The following is an 18,194-nucleotide window of genomic DNA, read 5'->3' as shown; positions in this document are numbered from 1 at the left end:
AGTGTGACCAGGCTATCCGGTGCCCGCCTTGTAGCCCACGCCCCGCACGGTGAGGATGATTTCCGGTCGCTCCGGATCCGGCTCGATCTTGGCGCGCAGCCGCTGCACGTGCACGTTGACCAACCGGGTGTCCGCGGCGTGCCGGTAGCCCCAGACCTGCTCCAGCAGCACCTCGCGGGTGAACACCTGGCGCGGCTTGCGGGCGAGCGCGACCAGCAGGTCGAACTCCAGCGGCGTCAGCTTCACCTCCTCGCCGTTGCGGCTGACGGTGTGCGCCGGCACGTCGATGGTGATCTGGTTGCCGGGCGGCCCGATGGTCAGCATCTCGGGGGCCACGTCCTCGCCGCGCCGCAGCCGCGCCCGCATCCGGGCGACCAGTTCCTTGGGCTTGAACGGCTTGACCACGTAGTCGTCGGCCCCGGACTCCAGGCCGAGGACCACGTCGACGGTGTCGCTCTTGGCGGTCAGCATGACGATCGGCACGCCCGACTCGGCCCGGATCGACCGCGCCACGTCGATGCCGCTCATGCCGGGGAGCATGAGGTCGAGCAGGACGATGTCCGGCCGGTTCTCGCGGAACGCGGCCAGGGCCCGCTCCCCGTCGGCGACAAAGGAGGGCAGGAACCCCTCGCTGCGCAGGACGATGCCGAGCATCTCGGCGAGCGCGGGGTCGTCGTCGACCACCAGTACCCGGGCTCTCATGGGGTTAATGTTTCCATCCCGTTCAGTTTCGGTGGGATCCGCGTCACCCGGCACGGTACTGCCGTGGGACGCCGCCGCCCAGCAACCGACGCCGGCGTCGCCGCCCCGGCGTGCGGGTCCACCCGATCGGACCGCGCGTGTCACCATGATCCCCGCGTGCGCCGTCACGCGCCACCGCCGCCCGTCCCCAGGAGTACGCGTGCCCGACGCCGGCCCGACCGCCGTGCTCCCGCGCCGCCCGCTCACGGTCGGCGAGCTGCTCGACTCCGCGGTCCTGCTGCTGCGCGGCCAGGCCCGGGTGCTGGTCCCACTCGCCCTCGCCCTGGCCGTCGGCGAGCAACTCCTGCTCTACCCGCTGCGGCTCGCCGCCGACGTCGAGCCCCCCGTCTGGTTCGTGGAGTTCGATCACTTCGGCATGTACTGGCTGCTGCTGGCCGTCGGCGCGGCGACCGAGGCGATGATCATCACGCTGCTGGGCAACCCGGCCGCCCGGTCCGCCGGCGGCGCGCTGTTCGGCCGTACGGTCGGGCCGCGCGAGGTGCTCCGTCCCGCCGGCGCCCGCTGGGGCGCCACGGTGCTGCTCACCGCTTTGGTCGGGCTGGTGATGTGGGTGGCCGCGCTGTTCGGGCCGGCCTGGTTCATCGGTTTCGCCCTGCTCGGCGCCGTGGCGCCGGCGCTGGTCGTCGACCGGGTGCACCCGCTGCGGGCCCCGCTGCGCGCCGCCACCCTGGCCGTACGCGGCGGCGGCCGGGCCGGCGGAATCCGGCTGCTCGGCTACCTGTCCTGGTGGATCGTCCGCCTCGGCCTCGGCATCGGCGTCTACTACGGGCTGAACGCGCTCGACCTGGTCGACCGGGCCTGGGCCCCCTGGCTGTCGCTGGCCGTGTGGGCGGGCGTCAACAGCGTCGCGTACCCGGCGCTGGCCTGCCTCGACGCGGTGCTGCACCTGGAGACCCGGATGCGCACCGAGGGGCTGGACATCCGGCTCTCCCGGGCCCGGACGGGCACGCCGGAAACCGTTCTGCTGGCGGCCGACCGATGAGCTTCAGCCGGTGGTGGACCGAGACCACGGCCGCGCTCGGCGACCGGGTGCCGCTGCCCCTGGCCGCGCTGCTGCTGGTGCTCGCCGCGGTGCTGGTGGCGGTCGGCTGGTACATGTACCCCGCCTGGGTGCCCCGCCGGCTGCCCCGACTGCCCCGGCTGCGTCGACGCGGCCGGCAGCCCGGGCCGGTGGACGTCCCCGCGCCGGTCGTACCCGCGCCGCGCGAGCCGGAGCCGGAGTTGCCGGCCGCCGCGTACGTCTCCCTCGCCGACCGGCTGGCCGCCGAGGGCCGGTACGCCGAGGCCGTCCGGGAACGGCTGCGCGCGATGATCCGCGAGCTGGTCGCCCGGGGGTTGCTCCAGCCGCAGCCCGGCATGACCGTCGTCGAGGTGGTGCGGGCCGCGACGGCCAGCCGTCCGCAGGTCGGCCCGCCGCTGGGCGCCGCCGGGGCGATCTTCTCCGAACTCTGGTACGGCCAGCGCCCCGCCTCGGCCGAGCACGACCGGCGGATGCGGGAGCACGCCGCCGACCTGGACCGGCTGCTGACCGGCCGACCCGAGGACGGGCCACGACCATGAGCGCACAGACCATCGCCGCCCAGCCGGCCCCGAAGGCCGGCGACGCCCCCCGGCGACGTCGCCGCCGGCACCGGCTGCTGATCCCGTTGGGCCTGGCCGCGCTGCTGCTGACCACCACCCTGGTCACCCACACGGTCGACCAGCCCGATCCCACCGACCGGGGGTTCCTCTCCCCCGTCGCGACCGGGGACGACGGCGGCAGCCGGCTCGCCGAGGCGCTGCGCGAGCGGGGCGTCACGGTGCAGCGCGAGACGGACACGCTGCGCGCGCTGCTGGCCGCCAGCAGCGGGCCGGCCACGCTCTTCGTGCCCGCGCCGGCGCTGCTGCACCCGGACACGGTCGGTGCGCTGAGCTCGCTTCCCTCGGCCACCCGGCTGGTGCTGGTGGATCCGCCGCGGCGGGTGCTGGACGCGGTCCCGCTGCCGGTGGAGCCGGCCGGCCGGCGGTGGGCCGCGCAGGCGGTGGAGCCCGACGCGGCGGGCCTGCCCTGCCCGATGCCCGAGCTGCGCCAGCTCGGGCGGGCGGCGGTCGGGCTGCAACGCTACGCGGTCACCCCGGGCCGGTCGGCGCCCGTGCAGTTCTGCTTCGACGGCGGGCTCGCCCGGCTGCTCCGGGTCCCCGAGAGCGTGGTGGTGGTCGGCGCCAGCGACCCGTTCCGCAACGACCGGATCGACGAGTGGGACAACCGGGCGTTCGCCACCGCCCTGCTCGGCGGGACCGGCCGGGTGGTGTGGCTCGACCTGGACGGCCAGGCGCCCCCGCCGACCTTCGGCTCCGGCAGCAGCGGCAGCCCGGCCTGGTCGCCCACCCCGGGCGGCTCCACCGAGTACGGCGGGCCGGGCGGCGGTCGCCCCGGCGGTCCGGGCGACGGCGACGGGCGGCCCGGCGGCCCGGGCGGCGGCTCCGACGACGACGGTGACGACTCCCGCGCCGACGGCTCCGACCCGCCGAACCCGCTCTGGTCCGCCTTCCCCGGCTGGTTCTGGGCGCTGTTGGTGCAGCTCGCCGTCGCCGCCCTGCTGGCCGCGCTCTGGCGGGCCCGCCGCCTCGGCCCGCCGACGCCGGAGCCGCTGCCGGTGACGGTCCGCTCGACGGAGACGGTGCTCGGCCGGGCCCGGCTCTACGAGAAGGCCGGCGCCCGGGACGCGGCCGCGCGGACGCTGCGCACCGCCGCCCGGGACCGCCTGCTGCCCCGGCTGAACCTGCCGCCGACCGCCCCGCCCGCCGAGGTGGCCGCCGCGGTCGCCGCCCGCACCGGCGACGGCCCCGGGCGGACCGAGGAACTGCTCTACGGCGGCGCGCCCGACACCGACCAGGACCTGTTGGAGCTGGCCCGCGCGCTGGACCGGCTGACCCGCACGGTCGCCCCGCACCCGGCCGACGGGCCGCCGACCGAGGCGCACGCCGCGACGCACCCCGCGCGCCCGACCGAGGCGCACACCGCGCACCAGGCCGACGCGCACGCCGTGTCCCACCCCGCCGACGGGCCGCCCCCGGCAGCCGCACCGCACCCGCACCGACCCGAAGGAGATCCTCGGTGACCCGACCCGCCGGAACCGCCGATCCGCTGACCGCCGGCCCCGCCGATCCCCGGGCCGCCCTGCACCGGCTGCGCGCCGAGGTCGCCAAGGCGGTCGTGGGGCAGGACGCGGTCGTCACCGGCCTGGTGATCGCCCTCCTCTGCCGTGGACACGTGCTGCTGGAGGGCGTGCCGGGCGTGGCCAAGACCCTGCTGATCCGCACCGTGGCCACCGCGCTCGACCTGCGGTCCAAGCGGGTGCAGTTCACCCCGGACCTGATGCCGGGAGACGTGACCGGCTCGCTGATCTTCGACCCGCGCACCGCCGCCTTCACCTTCCGCGAGGGGCCGGTGTTCACCAACCTGCTGCTCGCCGACGAGATCAACCGGACGCCCCCGAAGACCCAGTCGGCGCTGCTGGAGGTCATGGAGGAGCGGCAGGTCTCGGTCGAGGGCGACCGGCGTCCGCTGCCCGACCCGTTCATCGTCGCCGCCACCCAGAACCCCATCGAGTACGAGGGCACCTACCCGCTGCCGGAGGCGCAGCTCGACCGGTTCCTGCTCAAGCTCACCGTGCCGCTGCCCAGCCGGGAGGAGGAGCTGGGGGTGCTCCGCGCGCACCACGCCGGCTTCGACCCGCGCGACCTGACGGCCGCCGGCGTACGGCCGGTGGCCAGCGCGGCCGACCTGGCTGCCGCCCGGGCGGCGGTCGGCCGGGTGCACATGGCCGAGCCGCTGTTCGGCTACATCGTCGACCTGTGCCGGGCCACCCGCAGCACGCCGGCGCTGGAGCTGGGCGCCTCGCCCCGGGGCGCGACCGCGCTGCTCACCACCGCCAAGGCGTGGGCCTGGCTGGCCGGCCGCGACCACGTCGTCCCGGACGACGTGAAGGCGGTCGCCCGGCCGACGCTGCGGCACCGACTGCGGCTGCGCCCCGAGGTCGAACTGGAGGGCGTCGGCGTGGACGCGGTGCTGGACACGGTGCTGGCCACCGTGCCGACGCCGCGATGACCTGGCGGGCGGCGCTCCTGCTGGCGGCGGGCGCGCTGACCCTGCCGGCCTGGCCGGCGCCGTTCGTCGGCCTGCTGGTGATGACCGGCGCGGTGCTGCTGCTCGTGCTGGTCGACCGGGCACTGGCCGCGTCGCCGGGGGCGCTCGCGGCGACCCGGGAGGGCGACCGCGCGGTGCGGCTCGGCGGCACCGCCACCGTCGCGCTGCTGCTGCACAACCCCACCGGCCGTACGCTGCGTGCCCGGGTCCGCGACGCCTGGGTGCCCTCGGCCGGCGCCCGCCCCGACGTGCCCCCGGCGCAGCTCGTGCGCGTCGGGCCGGGCGGGACGGTGGCGCTGCCCAGCCGGCTCACCCCGCTCCGGCGGGGCGACCGGCCGGCGGTGGCGCTGACCGTGCGCTCGTTCGGGCCGATGGGGCTGGGCTTCCGCCAGCGCTCCGGCCGCCCGGCCACCCCGCCCTGGACGCTGCGCGTGCTGCCCCGCTTCGACTCCCGCCGGCACCTGCCGGAGAAGCTGGCCCGGCTGCGCGTGATCGACGGCACCCAGGTCAGCCGGGGGCGCGGCCAGGGCACCGAGTTCGACACCCTCCGCGAGTACGTGGTGGGCGACGACGTGCGGTCGATCGACTGGCGGGCGAGCGCGCGCCGGGCCGACGTGCTGGTGCGGACGTGGCGGCCGGAGCGGGACCGCCGGCTGGTGTGCGTGCTGGACACGGGCCGCACGTCGGCGGTGCGCGTCGGCGACGAGCCCCGGCTGGACACCGCGATCGACGCCGCGCTGCTGCTCGCCGCCCTCGCCGCCCGCGCCGGTGACCGGGTCGACCTGCTCGCCGCCGACACGGCGGTCCGGGCCACGGTGACGGGCACCGGCCGGCCGGCCCTGCTCTCCCGGCTGGTGCACGCCCTCGCCCCGCTCCAACCGGCGCTGGCGGAGACGGACTTCGACCTGATCGCCGGTGAGCTGCTGCGCCGGCAGCGCCAGCGCAGCCTGGTGGTGCTCTTCACCGCGCTGGAGGCGGGCGCCCTCGGCGAGGGGCTGCTGCCGGTGCTGCCCCGGCTCGCCGCCCGGCACAAGGTGGTGATCGCCGCGACGCACGACCCGGTGCTGACCGCGCTCACCACGGCCGTCCCGCAGCGCCTCGGCGACGCCTACGCGGCTGCGGCGGCCTGGCGGGCGCTGGCCGAACGCGACCGGGTCCGCGCCGCGCTGGGCCGGCACGGGGTGACGGTCGTCGACGCCCCGGCGGGCCGTCTGGCCCCCACCCTGGCCGACACCTACCTGCGCCTCAAGTCCCTCGGCCAGCTCTGATCCCCGGGCCGGTCTGGGCCGGTCGGGGCGAGGCGGTCAGCGGCGGGCGTGCGGGTCGAGGACGTCGTCGCCCTCGGGCGCGGCGGTCGCCCGGCGGCCGAGCAGCACGACGTACGCCAGGAAGGCGAGCCAGACGGCGGCGCCCGCGAGGACGCGGAGCGGGACCGGCACGGGCGCGGGCGTCACGAACGCTTCGATGACGGCGGAGACCGCGAAGAGCCCCACCAGGCCGACGGCGACCAGGACGCCCTCGCGGCCCGCCCGGGCGACCGCCTGCCCCCGGGTGATCTGGGCGGGCGGCGCGATCCACGCCCACCCGACGCGCAGGCCCACCCCGGCGGCCACGAAGACGCCGGTCAGCTCCAGCAGCCCGTGCGGGGTGATCAGTCCGAAGAAGACGTCCGCCCGGCCGTAGGCGACCATCACCCCGCCGACCACGCCGATGTTGAGCGCGTTCTGCCAGAGCAGGTAGAGCACGGGGACGATGAGCACCCCGGCGGCGAGGCACTGGGCGGCGAGCCAGGCGTTGTGCGTCCACAGGTGGAAGGCGAAGGTCGGCGCGGCGAACTCGGTGTAGTAGCCGGCGAAGCCGGACTCGACGAGGTCGGCGGCCGCCTCCTCGCCGATGAACGCGCCCGCCGTCTCCGGGTTGCCCGCCACGTACCAGATGAGGAAGAAGCTGAGCAGGGTAAAGCCGGTCGCCACCCCGCACCACCAGGGCCAGGCGCGGTAGACCGCGCCGGGGAAGCCGACCAGCAGGAACCTGCCGACCGCCGCCCAGGACGGCCGCGGGCGGCCGGTGAGCCGGGCCCGGGCCCGCAGCACCACCTGGGAGAGCTGGCTGACCAGCGCCGGGTCGGGTGAGCGGCTGCGCAGCACCGAGAGCTGGGTGGTCGCCCGCTGGTAGAGGGCGACGAGTTCGTCGACCTCGGCGGCGTCGAGCCGGCCGCGCCGGGAGAGTTCCTCCAGCCGCCGCCACTCCCCGCCGTGTTCCGCGACGTACGCGTCGAGATCCACCGTCACCCCCGTCCGGCGATCATAGTGTTCACTGTCGGGGTGAGAGCGCAACCACGACCGCCGGCCCGACCCGCCCCGTGGGGCGACGCCGGGCTGGTCAGCGGGGAGGCCGTGGAGCTGGACGTCCGGGCCGCCCGGATCGGCTCCCGGGTGCTCGCGCTGATGCTCGACATCCTGGCCCAGCTGGTCCTCGTGCTGGTGCTGTCGATCGCCGCCGGCATGGTGCTCGCCAACCTGCCGACCGGGCTGGTCGACGAGGCGCTGACCGGTGCCCTCGCGACGGTGGGGCTGGTCCTGGTGCTGGTCGGCTACCCGGTGCTCTGCGAGCGGTTCAACCACGGCCGGACGCTGGGCAAGCTGGCGGTCGGGCTGCGGGTGGTCAGCGCCGACGGCGCCCCGGTGGGGCTGCGGCAGTCGCTGACCCGGGCGCTGGTGGGCGTGGCGGTGGAGTGGCCGGGCCTGGTGCTGCCGCTGCTGAGCTGGGTCGCCGGCGTGACCGTGATGCTGACCGACCGGCGGGGGCGCCGGCTGGGCGACCTGGTGGCGGGCACTCTCGTCGTGCACACCCGGGCGGCGACCGCCTGGCGACCGGTCCCGACGGCGGTGCCCGTGCTGGTCGGCTGGGCGTACACGCTGGACCTGAGCCGGCTGGACGACGGCCTGGCGCTGGCCGCCCGGCAGTACCTGGCCCGGGTGCGCCACCTGGCGGAGCCGGCCCGCGGGCGGCTGGGCCGCGGCCTGTGGGCCGAGATCTCGGCAGTGATCACGCCGCCCCCGCCGCCGGGCATGCCGGAGTCGGTCTACCTGGCCGCGGTCCTCGGCGAGCGGCACCGGCGGGCCTGGCACCGGCTGGGCCGCGGTCGCGCCGTCGCCGCGACGCTCTGGCCGGAGCTGATGCCCGGCCCGCCCGCGCCGCCCCGCGCGGTCCCGGCCGCCGCCCCGCCCGAGGTCGCCGCGCCACCCGGCACGATCCGTCCGGCGGCGTCCGGCGGCGCGCCGGTCGCCGTGCCGGCGCAGCCCGTCGCGGCGGTACGACCGGCGGTCGCCACGTCGGCGCCGGCGGGTGCCATGTCCACGCCCGACGCCGGCACCTGACCGACGGGCGCGGGCACCCGAGCGGCGGGCGCGGGACACCCGAGCGGCGGGCGCGGGAGCGCCGGCCGTCGCCCGGCTGTGGCAGGATCCGGCTCGCTCGCCCCTACCGAGACGGGAACACCGTGGCCGACGACCTGTTCACCCCCACCATCGCGCCGGCGGCGTACGAGGCGCGTCGCCCGCCGTGGCGACCGCAGTCGCTGCTCTTCCCCGCCGTGTTCGGCGGCCCGACGGCGGCCACCGTGCTGGCCCTGGTCAACGGGCACCGGCTGGGCCTGCCCCGCCGGACGCACCTGGCGGTGCTCGGCGTCGGGCTGGCCGGGCTGGTGGCCCGGCTGGTGGTCACGCTCGTGGTCTTCGACGACGGGGCCGACCGGCCCGTCCGGCTGATCGGGGCGCTGGCCGGCGCGCTGGTCTGGCTCGCTGCCTCCGCCACGCAGAAGCGCCGGTTCCGGGCGTACGAGCTGCGCGGCGGCGAGCCGGCGTCGCTGTGGCTGCCCGGCGTCGGGGCGGTGCTCCTGTTCGGCTTCGCCGAGGCCGCGCTGATCATGCTGGTGGCCGCCGCGTGACCGCCCCGGAGACCCAGCTCGCCCGGGTGGCCCAACTCCTGGAGCTGAACCGGCTGGAACAGGCCCTGGACGAGGTGAACCGGCTCCCCGCCGCGCTGGCCGCCAGCCCCGCCGCGTTCCGGCTGCGGGCGGCGACACTGACCGGGCTGGACCGCTGGGACGAGGTGGTCGCCGTCGCCCGTCAGGGCCTGGCCGAGACCGGCCCGGACGCGGAGCTGCTCGGCCGGCTGGGTCTCGCGCTGCGCCACCGCCACGAGTTCGCCCCCGCCGAGCGGGCGCTGCTCGACGCGCTGGCCATCGAGCCCGAGAACCCGTGGCTGCTCTGCCAGTACGCCGACCTCTGCTCGTCCGTGGGCCAGACCGACAAGGCGGAACGCCTGGTCGCCCGCGCCGCCGCGATCGTCCCGGACGCGCCGGCCGTCTTCGCCTCCCGCTTCCAGCTCGCGTACGCCCGGGGCGACGACCGGGCCGCCGAGCGCATCTCCCGCGAGTTCCTCGGGGCGTGGCCGGCCAACCCCGCGGCGCTCGCCCTGCACGGCGTCGCCGCGGCCCGGCGCGGCCGGGTGGGCACCGCGCACCGCGCCTTCGGTCAGGCGGTGGCGCACGACCCGACCGACGCCGACTACGCCGAGGCCGCCTGGGAGACCCGGGTGTACACCCACCCGCTGCTGCTGCCGCTGCGGCCGCTCTACCGGCTGGGGATCCTCCGCACCTGGCTGCTCGCGATCGGCGTGGTGGTGCTGCTCAACCTCGCCGGGCTGGACCTGCTCGCGGGCCTGTTCGGCCTGGCGTGGGCGCTCTTATGCGTCTGGTCGTGGATCGCCCCGCCGCTGGTCCGCCGCATGGTCCTCGGCCGGTGGCGGTCGTGAGGGCGTTCGGGCCGTGGCTGGCCGTCCTGGCGGTGGTGCTGCTGCTCAGCGCGCTGCGCCTGCGCGCCCTGGCCGCGGTGGTCTCGCTGGCCTGGCTCGCCTGGTGCGTGTGGACGTGGGTCCGCCCCGCCCGCCGCCGCTCCCGCCCGGACTGACCCCGCTCCCGCCCCGGCTGGCCCCGGCCCCGAGGGCTCCCCGGCCCCGACTGACCCGCGCCGACTGATCCGCCCCGACTGGCCCGCGCCCGCCGCGGCACGCCGACGGGGGCCGGCGGCCCGCGGTCGCCGGAGACGCCGACGGGCCGGCCCGCTGGCGCGGGCCGGCCCGGTCGGTGCGGGGCGGCTCAGTACCGGTAGTGCTCCGGCTTGAACGGGCCCTCGACGGAGACGCCGAGGTAGGCGGCCTGCTCCTTGGTCAGGGTGCTCAGCTTGGCGCCGAGCGCCTCCAGGTGCAGCCGGGCGACCTTCTCGTCCAGGTGCTTCGGCAGCACGTAGACGCCGACCGGGTATTCCTCGGTCTTCGTGAACAGCTCGATCTGGGCGATCGTCTGGTTGGCGAACGAGTTCGACATCACGAAGCTCGGGTGGCCGGTGGCGTTGCCCAGGTTCAGCAGGCGGCCCTCCGACAGCACGATGATCGCGTGCCCGTCGGCGAACTTCCAGAGGTCGACCTGCGGCTTGATGTTGACCCGCTCCACGTCGGACCGCTTCGCCAGACCGGCCATGTCGATCTCGTTGTCGAAGTGGCCGATGTTGCCGACGATGGCCTGGTGCTTCATCCGGGCCATGTGCTCGTTGGTGATGACGTCGAAGCAGCCGGTGGCGGTGATGAAGATGTCCGCCTGCTCGACCACGTCGTCCAGGGTGGCGACCTGGTAGCCGTCCATCGCCGCCTGGAGGGCGCAGATCGGGTCGACCTCGGTGACCACGACCCGGGCACCCTGGCCGCGCAGCGACTCGGCGCAGCCCTTGCCGACGTCGCCGTAGCCGAGCACGACCGCCATCTTGCCGCCGATCAGCACGTCGGTGGCGCGGTTGATGCCGTCGATGAGCGAGTGGCGGCAGCCGTACTTGTTGTCGAACTTGCTCTTCGTCACCGAGTCGTTGACGTTGATGGCGGGGAAGAGCAGGGTGCCGGCGCGGTGCATCTCGTAGAGCCGGTGCACGCCGGTGGTGGTCTCCTCGGTCACGCCCCTGATGCCGGCGGCGATCCGGGTCCACCGCTGGCCGTCCTCGGCGAGCGAGCGGTGCAGCACGCCGAGGATGACCGCGTACTCCTCGGAGTCGGCGGACTCGACCGGCGGGACGGCCCCGGCCTTCTCGAACTCGACGCCCTTGTGCACCAGCAGGGTGGCGTCGCCGCCGTCGTCGAGGATCATGTTCGGGCCCTGCCCGTCGGGCCAGGCGAGCACCTGCTCGGTGCACCACCAGTACTCCTCGAGGCTCTCGCCCTTCCAGGCGTAGACCGGGACGCCGGCCGGGGCCTCCGGGGTGCCCTCCGGACCGACCACCATCGCGGCGGCGGCGTGGTCCTGGGTGGAGAAGATGTTGCAGGACGCCCAGCGGACCTGCGCGCCGAGCGCGACCAGGGTCTCGATCAGGACGGCGGTCTGGATGGTCATGTGCAGCGACCCGGTGATCCGGGCGCCAGCGAGCGGCTGGGCGTCGGCGAACTCACGACGGATCGCCATCAGGCCGGGCATCTCGTGCTCGGCGAGCTGGATCTCCTTGCGCCCGAACTCGGCGAGCGACAGATCCGCCACCTTGTAGTCGCCCTCGGCGAGGGTGCTCGGCCGGGCCTCGGACGGCGTTCCACTTGCGGACGCCGGGAGGGTGCTGGTCATGGAAGCTCCTGTCGGACGATGTGCTGCGCGACCCTCCACCTTACGCGCGCGGGCCGCCGCGGAAGGGACCGGCCGGTGAAGAGAGCAGGAAGACAGAAGCGGGCAGCGCACGGGGCGGTCGGTCGTGGACGGACTCTCCGTCCACCAGCCGCCCGCCCCGTGCATCCCCCCGGTTTGGATCCCTCGCGCGCGTTCTCGGACCGTCGTCGCGATAACGCTGCGTACCCATAGAGTCACACTGCGCAGCCGCAGCGTCAAGTCATTCCGGGAAAGTCGGACTTGCCCTGCTCGACGATCGCTGGGCGGACGACCGGCTCAGCGCAGGCCGCAGCTAGCCACGTACGCCTCGCCCGCGCCCGCCACGCGCAGCGGCCCGGCGGCGGCCGTACCGACCGCGGCCTGTCCCCGTCCGAGCGTCACCGCGCCCGTCCCGTCGTCGACCGAGAGTTCCCCCGCGCCGCAGAGCACCACGCGCGGCCCGGGCACCGACAGCGTCACCGCCGGCAGCGCCGCGCCCACCGTCACCCGGTGCAGCGCGAAGTCGTCCACCGGCACCGGCCAGGTGACCACCCCCGGGTCGACCTCCAGCGGCGGCACCACCGGGTCCCGGAGCACCTCGAAGCGCAGCACCCGGAGCAGCTCGTCGACGTCCACCCGCTTCGGCGTCAGACCGCCGCGCAGCACGTTGTCGCTGGCCGCCATGATCTCCACGCCGGTGCCCCGCAGGTAGGCGTGCAGGTTGCCGGCCGGCATCCAGATCGCCTCCCCGGGCGCCAGCCGCACCCGGTTGAGCAGCATCGCCACGAGCACCCCCGGGTCGCCTGGATAGGCGGCGGCCAGCTCCCGGGCCAGCTCCGCGTCGGGCCCCGCGACCGCCGCCGACGACGCGGCCCGCACCAGCGCGTCGCGCTCGTCGGCGGGCCAGGTCAGCAGCAGCCGTACGGCGTCGCGCAGCCCCGACGGGCCGGTGCGCAGCGCCGCCAGCACGGGCTCCAGCGCGGGTACGCCGAACCCGGCGAGCGCCTCCGCCGAGGCGACCGGGTCACGGAACCCGCAGAGCGCCTCCATCGGCGAGAGCGCGACCAGCAACTCCGGCTTGTGGTACGGGTCGACGTAGTTGCGCTGCCCGTCGGGGCGGCCGGCGTCGGCGGCGTGCCCGGCACGGGCCTGCTCCGCGTCCGGGTGCGCCTGCAGACTCAGCGGGGCGTCCGCGGCGAGCACCTTGAGCAGGAACGGCAGCCGGGTGCCGAACCGGCCGACGACCCGCTCGCCGAGCCAGTGGTCCGGCTCGGCGAGCAGCAGGTCGGTCAGGTCGACCCGGCCGCCGTCGCGGTCGACCGTGGCCGGGCCGCCCGGGTGGGCGCCCAGCCACAGCTCGGCCTCCGGGCCGTCGCTCGGCACCGGCCTGCCCTGCAACTGGGCGATCGCCGAGCGGGACCCCCACGCGTAGTCCCTGATCGGTCCGTACAGCAGTTCCACCGGTCAGCTCCCGGGCCGCCCGGTGGCCTCACCCGGCTCGGATCCCGGCACGGCGGTGTGCGCCGCGCTTCCGCTGCCCGCCCGCTCGGCGGCGGCGCTGTAGATGTCCGGCTCCAGGTAGATCACCCGGGCGGCCGGCACGGCGGCGCGGATCCGGGCCTCGACGACGTTGATGCCGCGGGCCAGTTCCTCGGCGTTGTCACAGGCCGGCACGCCGATCTTCGCGGCGACCAGCAGCTCCTCGGGGCCCAGGTAGAGCGTCTTCATGTGGATGATCCGCTCCACCTCCGGGCCGTCCGTGACCGCCTTCTCGATGGCGGCGACGTCGTGCGCCTCGGCGCCCTCACCGAGCAGCAGGCTCTTGGTCTCGACGGCCAGGATGATGGCGATGGCCACCAGCAGCACGCCGATCGCCGCCGTACCTGCGGCGTCCCACTCGCCGTTGCCGGTGGCCAGAGTCATGCCGACGCCAAGGAGCGCGAGGACCAGACCGACCAGGGCGCCCAGGTCCTCCAGCAGCACCACCGGCAGCTCCGGGGCCTTGGCCCGGCGGACGAACTTCACCCAGGACTGGTTGCCCCGGACGAGGTTGGACTCCTTGATGGCGGTGCGGAAGGAGAATGACTCCATGACGATCGCGACAACCAGCACGGTGACCGGCACCCACTGCCACTTGTCGATCGGGTGCGGGTCGGACCACTTGTGGTACGCCTCGTACAGGGCGAACAGACCACCGACGCTGAACAGCACGATGGACACGATGAACGCGTAGATGTAGCGCTCGCGGCCGTAGCCGAAGGGGTGCTGCGGGGTGGCCGCCCGCTTGGCCCGCCGGCCACCGAGCAGCAGCAGCCCCTGGTTGCCGGAGTCGGCGACCGAGTGGATCGACTCGGCCAGCATCGACGACGACCCGGTCAGCACGAACGCGACGAACTTGGTGACGGCGATGCCGACGTTGGCCAGCAGCGCGGCGACGATCGCCTTCGTCCCGCCGTTGGCGCTCACGCCGCCGCCCCGTTCCGTCGCGCGGCGCCGCCGGGCACCGGCGCGCCGCGCCGCTCGACCCGCACCCTGCTATCGCTCACTGGTTCGCCAGCTCCTTCATCTCGGTGATGGCCGGAACGGCCATCGGATCCAGTCCGTGTGCCAGGGCGAGGTAGACCGAGGCGAAGTCCGGCACGGCGACCAGCGAGGCGAGCCGCTCCAGCGCGGAGCCGCCCTCGGCGGTCACCACGTCACAGCGCACCCCGCGCCGCTCGGCGAGGGTCTGCACCGCGTCCGCGCGGCGCTCCTCGACGTCGAGCGGCTCGTCGGCGTCGTCCTCGGGGTTCAGCCCGCCGTCGCGCAGCAGCACCAGCCGCAGCCGGGTGCCGGCCGGCGCCTCGTCGTCGGGGTCGGCGAAGATGTCCCGCTCCCCCTCCGCCAGGCCGCCGAAGACGCCGTCGAGCAGGCCGACCCGCCCCCGCCCGGCCTCGCCGAGCGCCCCGCTGACCACCGGGTAGCGGGCGTTGGCGGACAGGGTGTCGCCGAACCGGCGGGCCGCCACGGTGGCGAGCGGCGACGAGCCCCAGACGATCGGCACCGAGCCGGCCAGGCCCAGGGCGAGCGACTTCGCCGGGTTGACGAAGGACTCGGCCGTCGGGCGGCACCGGTCGGCGTCCGCGTCGAGCCGGGCCGCGGTCTCCGCCAGGTCCGCCTCGTTGACCTTCACCAGGCCGAGCGTACGGGCGGCGAGCAGGACCGGCACGGTGAGCGCCCAGAGGCTGGCCCGGGCCGGGGCGCGCCGGGGCACCGGGATGAACGGCGCCCGGGCCCGCTCGGCCACCGACTGCAACTGCGAGTCGGGCGCGCCGACGGCGACCAGCCGGGCGCCCCGCCGGTGCGCGGCCTCGGCGGCGCCCAGCGCCTCGGGGCTGCGGCCGGAGGCGCTCACGGCGATGACCACGTCGGCGGCCCCCACCCAGCCGGGCACGCCGGCGCTGCGGTGCGGGATGACCGGCACCGGGCAGCGCGGCCCGGCGACGGTGGCCAGCACGTCACCCGTACGGCCGGCGGTGCCGATGCCGGCGATGACGACCGCGCGGGGCCGACCCTCGTCGGCGAGCACCTGGAGGTTCGCCTCGGCGGCCAGGGCAGCCGACTCGCGGACCTGCGCCCCGGCGGAGGCGGTGTGCCGCAGCATGCCGCCCGGGTCGTGCTCGGCGAGCGCGTCCTGGTCGTCGAGCAGGGCCTCGTCGGGATCGCGGCGGCCGCTGACCCCGGCCGTACCCTCGATCACGACCGCTCCGCGGGGCCGCCGCGCGCCTCGTCCAGCAGCAGCACGGGCACGTCGTCGCGGACCTCGAAGATCCGACCGCACTCGGTGCAGGTCAGCGTCTGCGCCTCCGCGTCGTAGTCGAGCGGGGCGTGATGCGTGTCCGGACAGGCGAGGATTTCCAGCAACTGCGGGTCCAGGGCCACGGCGCGGCTCCTTCCACGTATGCGGTTTCACCGATCGGCGGTGCCGACCGGCGCAGGCGATCTTATCGGCGAACCCGGTCGAGCACCTCGTCGCGGAGCGAGGTCATCCGCTCCCGGCTCGGGGCCTCGACGTTGAGCCGCAGCAACGGCTCGGTGTTGGAGGCGCGGAGGTTGAACCACGCGCCGTCCGGGAAGCGCAGCGTGAGCCCGTCCAGCTCGTCGGCCTCGGCCTGCGGGTACGCGGCCCGCACCTCGGCCACCTTGGCGGCCTGGTCGGCCACGGTCGAGTTGATCTCGCCGGAGGCGACGTACCGCTCGTACTCGCCGGCCAGCACGGACATCGGCAGCGACTGCTCGCCCAGGGCGGCCAGGGTGTGCAACGCGGCGAGCATGCCGGTGTCGGCGAACCAGAAGTCCCGGAAGTAGTAGTGGGCGGAGTGCTCGCCGCCGAAGATCGCGTTGGTGCGGGCCATCTCCGCCTTGATGAAGGAGTGCCCGACCCGGGCGACGACCGGCTCGCCGCCGTGCTCGCGGATGATCTCCGGCACGGCGCTGGAGGTGATCAGGTTGTGGATCACCGTCGAGCCGGGGTGCTTGGCCAGCTCCCGGGCCGCCACCAGGGCGGTGATCGCCGACGGGGAGACCGGCTCGCCGCGCTCGTCGACCACGAAGCAGCGGTCGGCGTCGCCGTCGAACGCCAGGCCGATCTCGGCGCCGTGCTCGAGCACCGCGCGCTGGAGGTCGACCAGGTTGGCCGGGTCCAGCGGATTGGCCTCGTGGTTGGGGAACGTGCCGTCCAGCTCGAAGTAGAGCGGCACGATCTCCAGCGGCAGCGCCGGCAGGACGGCGTCGCCGAGCACGGCCGGGACGGTGTAGCCGCCCATGCCGTTGCCGGCGTCGACGACGACCTTCAGCGGGCGGATGGTGGAGAGGTCCACCAGCTCGCGCAGGTACGCCGCGTAGCCGGCCAGCAGGTCGCGGCGCTCGGCCGGCGCGGTCGGCTCGCCGGCCGGGCGGGGCTCGTCCTTGTCCAGCAGGGCCTGCGCCCGCTGGCGGATCTCGGCCAGCCCGCTGTCCTGCCCGATCGGCCGGGCGCCGGAGCGGCACATCTTGATGCCGTTGTACTGCGCCGGGTTGTGGCTGGCGGTGAACATCGCGCCGGGCAGCCCCAACGCGCCGGAGGCGTAGTAGAGCATGTCCGTCGAGCCGAGCCCCAGCTCGATCACCGAGCGCCCCTCGGCACGCACCCCGGCGGCGAAGGCGGCGGCCAGACCGGGGCCGGTGGCACGCATGTCGTGCGCGATGAGCACCGCCTCGCCGCCCTCGCCGTAGGCGTCCAGCACCTGCGCGAAGGCCGCGCCGAGGGCCTCGGCGGCCCGCTCGTCCCACTGGTCCGGCACCGTCCCACGGACGTCGTAGGCCTTCACGATCTGGGACAGATCAGACACCGGTATCGCTCCTCGCGCCGCAGGTCGTCAACGGCCTGAGCGTATCGGAGGGGCGCGGGGCGCCCCGGCTCAGCCAGGGAGCCGGGGCATGAACCTGGTGTGGTCGCCACCGTCGGCCTCCGGGGGCGGGTCACCGGGTCGCCCGGTGACGGGCGGAGCCGACGTCGGCCGGCCGTACTGCCCCGGGGCGGGCGGCGTCGACGGCGGGTTCCCGGGTGGGGCGGACACCGGCGGCGGGGTGGACCCGCCGGGCACCACCTGGGTGGCCTCCGGGGCCGGGCGGCTGCCGTACACGCCGCCGGCCGGACGCGGGGCGGGGGTGCTCCCGTACACGCCGGGGACGGGCGGCTGCTGGCCGTACACCTGGCCGGGCGGCACGGGGGCGGCGGCCGGGCCCTGCGCGGAGCGGTAGGTGGTGCCGCCGGGGTTGCCGCGGGGCAGCGGGACGGGCGGCAGGTCGTCGGCGGGCTCCTTGTCCGCCCGGGAGCGGCGGAAGATCAGGAGAATGAGCAGGACCCCGACGGCCACCATGGCGATGCCGAAGAACATGACCACCGAGCCGCCGCCGGACTCCTCCTCGGCGGCGTTGACGGTGGCGCCGGCGCCCTGCCCGGCGACGGCCGCCAGGGCCGGCGACTCCTCGGCGGTAGCCGCCTGCGAGGCGACCGCGCTCGGGGTGGGCGACGGCTTCTTCGAGGGCGTCGGCGACGCGGAGGCCCGGCCACCGACCACCCGGGACGCCTCGGCGCCCCGGCCCAGCAGCTGCCCGAGCGCGTTGCTGGCCGCGCCGGTGACCGTCAGCCGGCCGCCCGGCGCACCCTGGACGAACGCCACCCGGTAGCGCACCGTGATGCTCTTGCCCTTGCACAGCCGCGGGTTCGCCGGCGAGGTGGCCGGCGTGGCCACGCTGCCCCCGCCCCCGGAGAGCGACACCGGGAACCAGTGGCCGCCCACGTTGACCTGCGCCCTGACCTGGTCGGCGCGCAGGCCGCCCAGGCGCAGCCCCAAAGTGGTACGCAGCAGCACGCAGCCGTCGCTGCGCTTGCGCACCTCGATCGAGACGCCCTCGGCGGAACCGCCGGCCGTGAAGCTGCCGGCCGACCGCACCCGGACCGAGTCGCCGTCGGCGAGCGCCGGCGTCGCGCCGAGCGCCACCAGGCCACCCAGCAACGCACAGACCGTCGCAAGCCGCGCCGCGTGCCGACGTACCGCCATGATCACCTCGCCGTTCCTCCCCCGACGGGGGTCCGCCGGT

General features: G+C 75.8%; 18 protein-coding genes. 9 read left to right on the top strand and 9 right to left on the bottom strand.

From position 1 onward, the window contains the following. Window positions 1-12: 12 nt before the first annotated feature. Window positions 13-702: an MtrAB system response regulator MtrA gene (gene mtrA / locus ACGFZ2_RS20445; protein WP_089001893.1), complete on the bottom strand. Its 690-nt coding sequence runs from the start codon at window positions 700-702 to the stop codon at window positions 13-15. A 199-nt stretch (window positions 703-901) separates the two neighbouring features. Here mtrA and ACGFZ2_RS20440 point away from each other — a divergent pair, with 199 nt between their 5' ends. From ACGFZ2_RS20440 to ACGFZ2_RS20420, 5 genes are read left to right on the top strand one after another with little or no spacing between them, the layout of a single operon-like run. After that, on the top strand, window positions 902-1,744 hold the full coding sequence (locus ACGFZ2_RS20440; protein WP_393258790.1) for a hypothetical protein: 843 nt from the start codon (window positions 902-904) through the stop codon (window positions 1,742-1,744). Further along, complete coding sequence (locus ACGFZ2_RS20435; protein ID WP_393455747.1) at window positions 1,741-2,322, top strand: DUF4129 domain-containing protein; 582 nt, start codon at window positions 1,741-1,743, stop codon at window positions 2,320-2,322. Before ACGFZ2_RS20440 ends, ACGFZ2_RS20435 begins: the two co-directional genes overlap by 4 nt. After that, window positions 2,319-3,863, top strand: coding sequence for a DUF4350 domain-containing protein (locus tag ACGFZ2_RS20430; RefSeq protein ID WP_393455744.1), 1,545 nt, complete (start codon window positions 2,319-2,321; stop codon window positions 3,861-3,863). The genes ACGFZ2_RS20435 and ACGFZ2_RS20430 overlap by 4 nt, the downstream gene beginning before the upstream one ends. Continuing rightward, window positions 3,860-4,852, top strand: a complete 993-nt coding sequence (locus ACGFZ2_RS20425; RefSeq protein ID WP_393455741.1) for an AAA family ATPase — start codon at window positions 3,860-3,862, stop codon at window positions 4,850-4,852. The genes ACGFZ2_RS20430 and ACGFZ2_RS20425 overlap by 4 nt, the downstream gene beginning before the upstream one ends. After that, a complete protein-coding gene (locus tag ACGFZ2_RS20420) occupies window positions 4,849-6,159 on the top strand; it encodes a DUF58 domain-containing protein (protein ID WP_393455739.1) in 1,311 nt (436 codons plus the stop codon). The genes ACGFZ2_RS20425 and ACGFZ2_RS20420 overlap by 4 nt, the downstream gene beginning before the upstream one ends. 36 nt (window positions 6,160-6,195) lie before the next feature. On the opposite strand, the gene ACGFZ2_RS20415 is transcribed toward ACGFZ2_RS20420, so the two are convergent. After that, window positions 6,196-7,182 carry a stage II sporulation protein M gene (locus tag ACGFZ2_RS20415; protein ID WP_393455736.1) on the bottom strand — a complete coding sequence of 329 codons (987 nt, stop codon included), beginning with the start codon at window positions 7,180-7,182 and terminating at the stop codon, window positions 6,196-6,198. A 33-nt stretch (window positions 7,183-7,215) separates the two neighbouring features. On the opposite strand from ACGFZ2_RS20415, the gene ACGFZ2_RS20410 reads away from it, so the two are divergent. From ACGFZ2_RS20410 to ACGFZ2_RS20395, 4 genes are all read left to right on the top strand, one after another. After that, window positions 7,216-8,271 carry an RDD family protein gene (locus ACGFZ2_RS20410; RefSeq protein ID WP_393455733.1) on the top strand — a complete coding sequence of 352 codons (1,056 nt, stop codon included), beginning with the start codon at window positions 7,216-7,218 and terminating at the stop codon, window positions 8,269-8,271. A gap of 122 nt (window positions 8,272-8,393) precedes the next feature. Continuing rightward, a complete protein-coding gene (locus ACGFZ2_RS20405; protein WP_393258778.1) occupies window positions 8,394-8,840 on the top strand; it encodes a hypothetical protein in 447 nt (148 codons plus the stop codon). Further along, on the top strand, window positions 8,837-9,709 hold the full coding sequence (locus ACGFZ2_RS20400; RefSeq protein ID WP_393455730.1) for a tetratricopeptide repeat protein: 873 nt from the start codon (window positions 8,837-8,839) through the stop codon (window positions 9,707-9,709). Before ACGFZ2_RS20405 ends, ACGFZ2_RS20400 begins: the two co-directional genes overlap by 4 nt. Next, the gene (locus ACGFZ2_RS20395) at window positions 9,697-9,864 is read left to right on the top strand and encodes a hypothetical protein (protein ID WP_393258774.1); all 168 of its coding nucleotides are present in this window, start codon (window positions 9,697-9,699) and stop codon (window positions 9,862-9,864) included. The genes ACGFZ2_RS20400 and ACGFZ2_RS20395 overlap by 13 nt, the downstream gene beginning before the upstream one ends. A gap of 188 nt (window positions 9,865-10,052) precedes the next feature. On the opposite strand, the gene ahcY is transcribed toward ACGFZ2_RS20395, so the two are convergent. The 7 genes from ahcY to ACGFZ2_RS20360 all read right to left on the bottom strand — a co-directional run bounded on the left by ahcY (window position 10,053) and on the right by ACGFZ2_RS20360 (window position 18,154). Next, the gene (ahcY, locus tag ACGFZ2_RS20390) at window positions 10,053-11,552 is read right to left on the bottom strand and encodes an adenosylhomocysteinase (RefSeq protein ID WP_393455727.1); all 1,500 of its coding nucleotides are present in this window, start codon (window positions 11,550-11,552) and stop codon (window positions 10,053-10,055) included. A gap of 315 nt (window positions 11,553-11,867) precedes the next feature. Next, window positions 11,868-13,031 (bottom strand): mannose-6-phosphate isomerase, class I, encoded by a 1,164-nt coding sequence (gene manA, locus ACGFZ2_RS20385; protein WP_393258772.1) that lies wholly within the window; start codon window positions 13,029-13,031, stop codon window positions 11,868-11,870. 3 nt (window positions 13,032-13,034) lie between these two features. Further along, on the bottom strand, window positions 13,035-14,036 hold the full coding sequence (locus ACGFZ2_RS20380; RefSeq protein WP_393258770.1) for a cation diffusion facilitator family transporter: 1,002 nt from the start codon (window positions 14,034-14,036) through the stop codon (window positions 13,035-13,037). 76 nt (window positions 14,037-14,112) lie between these two features. Next, window positions 14,113-15,309, bottom strand: a complete 1,197-nt coding sequence (locus ACGFZ2_RS20375) for an SIS domain-containing protein (protein ID WP_350703202.1) — start codon at window positions 15,307-15,309, stop codon at window positions 14,113-14,115. After that, window positions 15,306-15,491 (bottom strand): Trm112 family protein, encoded by a 186-nt coding sequence (locus ACGFZ2_RS20370; protein ID WP_350682673.1) that lies wholly within the window; start codon window positions 15,489-15,491, stop codon window positions 15,306-15,308. The genes ACGFZ2_RS20375 and ACGFZ2_RS20370 overlap by 4 nt, the downstream gene beginning before the upstream one ends. Window positions 15,492-15,553: 62 nt before the next feature. After that, on the bottom strand, window positions 15,554-16,939 hold the full coding sequence (locus ACGFZ2_RS20365) for a phosphomannomutase/phosphoglucomutase (protein WP_393455724.1): 1,386 nt from the start codon (window positions 16,937-16,939) through the stop codon (window positions 15,554-15,556). Window positions 16,940-17,008: 69 nt separating this feature from the next. Beyond that, a complete protein-coding gene (locus ACGFZ2_RS20360) occupies window positions 17,009-18,154 on the bottom strand; it encodes a hypothetical protein (RefSeq protein WP_393455721.1) in 1,146 nt (381 codons plus the stop codon). Window positions 18,155-18,194: the final 40 nt, after the last annotated feature.

Source organism: Micromonospora sp. NPDC048063, assembly GCF_043202855.1.
Classification (GTDB): domain Bacteria; phylum Actinomycetota; class Actinomycetes; order Mycobacteriales; family Micromonosporaceae; genus Micromonospora.
Note: the sequence above shows the minus strand (reverse complement) of the source record. Positions and strands in the feature narration are given on the sequence as shown.